Below are 2214 nucleotides of genomic sequence, written 5' to 3'. Positions count from 1 at the left end.
AATTCTGTCGGTAGGCCATCTGAAAATAAAAAGCTTTCGATGAAGCTACAAGGCTGTGCAAACTACCTTGTATTCAAGCGTTATCTGACTGTAGATGAAGTTCGATTACACGCGGCAAATTTCTGCAAGAAGCATTTGCTTTGCCCATTTTGCGCCATGCGCAGGGGGGCGAAGTACCTTCAAGTTTACAAGCAACGGCTGGACATTGTTTTACATGAAAATCCAAAACTCCGCGCGTTCATGGTAACGCTTACTGTGAAAGATGGCGAAAATCTTTTAGAGCGGTTCACGCATTTGCGTAAGGCTCTCAAGAAGTATCAGGAACAACGCCGAAATGCTTTGAAAGGTCAACGGCAGGTCGAATACGCAAAGGCGCTGGGCGGTGTTATGAGTATTGAAATAAAGCGCGGTAAAAATTCGGGTCTTTGGCATCCACACGTTCACATGATTTGGCTGTGTGAAAATGTTCCAATCGCTTCGCAACTGTCGAAAGAGTGGTTAGAACTGACAGGAGATTCTTATATCGTAGACGTTAGAGAATTTTACGGTGATAGCGTTGTAGATGGCTTCCTCGAAGTGTTCAAGTACGCCCTGAAGTTCTCCGACATGGAGCTTTCTGACAACTGGGAAGCTTTCCAAACTCTGAAAGCAAAAAGACTGGTCGATAATTTCGGCCTTTTTCGGGGTGTACAAGTACCTGATGATTTAACTGATGATGACATTGACGATGAATATATTCTGCTCTTATATCGCTTCATAAGGGGGTCGGGTTTTAATTTTGTAGGGCAAGGAAATAAAGCGGAAATAATGGAAATTTTAGATGTTTCGTAGAAACGAGTAAGCGTGCATGGAGATGAAAATGCAAAAAATCGAAGGTCTGTATGTTTTGCCGATTGCAAATGGTGGCGCTGTGAATTTAGTGGTTGGCTCGAAAACTTTTAGATTAGCTGAATTTGATGATTTTGAGAAAGCAGTGAGTTTTGCCCTTAGTATTTCGGAAAGAAACCCGGGAACGCTGGTTTTTATATCCGAATAGTTTCAGTAACAGATAACCCGTCAAGGCCGACGGGTTTTTTTTTGGATCGCTTTTGCCAAAAAAAAATTTGTCGCTCGCCTTGGCCTTGACGGCTAGCGGAAAAAATACGCTAGGGCAAAGGGGTGGGGGTGTTTTTTCCCCGCCCCTCTGCCACATGGCGAATGCGGGGTTTGGGGCGGCGCCCCATAAACTTTGACGTATTGTGCCTTTGTGATAATATGGATGTGTTTTTAAAATATTCTGGATTGTGTTATGAGCGAAATTTTGGAATCCTTAAGAAATCAGGGCGAATATGTTGATGAACACTTGTACCCTCTTTCCTGCAAGTTGAAACGTAATCAGCAGGCAGCAGTTGAAGCCGTGATTAAGCTGGCAGGGAATAAAACCAATGCTGTTCGGCTGTTGATTGATTTGGGCTGGGAAGCTCTGGAAAACGATGGCGTTTTTGATGAAGTTATACAAGCTAAATCAGATATCGAAGAATGCTTATTTTTGAATGAGGAGAACTTGTAATGTTTATTTTAAGCGGTACACTGATTAACATTTTTGAAACGCCGAAAGGCAAGGACAAAGACGGCCAAGAATATGGCGGAGATTTTAAATTGCAAATCCTGCATGAAAACACGCTCAGAAACGGCGAAAAACGCGCTGATTTGGTCGAATTGACCGTTAGTGATACCTCACCCTACAAGGAGAAGCTGAATGCCCCTGTGAGCGTTCCTGTGGCTGTTTCTGTATGGCAAGGTAAGTTGAGCGTAAAAGCTGCGTTGTGATTGGCGCGGTGGCGTGGGCGTTGGTGCGAACCTCGCCGGCGCTGACGCGCTAATCATGGCGCAGAATGCGCTCTCTATACTTGATAAATAGAACTAAAGCGGTTATGCCCCGACTGGCGTGGGTTTCCGCGTACCCTAATTAATAAAAAAATAGGAAAATTTGAATATGAACGGGCAAGAAAAAAGCCCAGTTTCGGCGGTCTTGGCGGATAGCGAAACTGGACTCGGATTTGAGAGCTTGCAAATGAGATTGCAACGGTATGGCGCAGGAAAAATGCGCGCTCTTGATATGGCAAAGTATATCATGGAATTTTATGATATCAAGCAAAATTCTGTCGGTAGGCCATCTGAAAATAAAAAGCTTTCGATGAAGCTACAAGGCTGTGCAAACTACCTTGTATTCAA

5 protein-coding genes are annotated in these 2214 nt (G+C 43.9%); all 5 read left to right on the top strand.

Going from position 1 to position 2214, the window contains the following annotated elements; translation table 11 throughout:
• Positions 1 to 831: protein rep (locus ACTHSW_RS10785; protein WP_440373912.1), on the top strand; the 831-nt coding region annotated here is incomplete at its 5' end.
• Positions 832 to 859: 28 nt separating this feature from the next.
• A complete protein-coding gene (locus ACTHSW_RS10780; protein ID WP_440373911.1) occupies positions 860 to 1036 on the top strand; it encodes a hypothetical protein in 177 nt (58 codons plus the stop codon).
• Between the two features lie 252 nt (positions 1037 to 1288).
• Positions 1289 to 1549, top strand: coding sequence for a hypothetical protein (locus ACTHSW_RS10775; protein ID WP_440373910.1), 261 nt, complete (start codon positions 1289 to 1291; stop codon positions 1547 to 1549).
• Positions 1549 to 1809: a hypothetical protein gene (locus tag ACTHSW_RS10770; RefSeq protein ID WP_440373909.1), complete on the top strand. Its 261-nt coding sequence runs from the start codon at positions 1549 to 1551 to the stop codon at positions 1807 to 1809. The genes ACTHSW_RS10775 and ACTHSW_RS10770 overlap by 1 nt, the downstream gene beginning before the upstream one ends.
• A 166-nt stretch (positions 1810 to 1975) precedes the next feature.
• Positions 1976 to 2214, top strand: a 239-nt coding sequence (locus ACTHSW_RS10765) for a hypothetical protein (protein ID WP_440373908.1), incomplete at its 3' end; no start/stop codon positions are given.

Source organism: Neisseria sp. P0008.S004 (genome assembly GCF_051962755.1).
Classification (GTDB): domain Bacteria; phylum Pseudomonadota; class Gammaproteobacteria; order Burkholderiales; family Neisseriaceae; genus Neisseria; species Neisseria subflava_A.
Note: the sequence above shows the minus strand (reverse complement) of the source record. Positions and strands in the feature narration are given on the sequence as shown.

Bases quoted from the DNA above. Each gene is read 5' to 3' on its own strand.
- ACTHSW_RS10780 (WP_440373911.1), top strand. From the start codon at position 860: ATGCAAAAAATCGAAGGTCTGTATGTTTTGCCGATTGCAAATGGTGGC.
- ACTHSW_RS10775 (WP_440373910.1), top strand. From the start codon at position 1,289: ATGAGCGAAATTTTGGAATCCTTAAGAAATCAGGGCGAATATGTTGAT.
- ACTHSW_RS10770 (WP_440373909.1), top strand. From the start codon at position 1,549: ATGTTTATTTTAAGCGGTACACTGATTAACATTTTTGAAACGCCGAAA.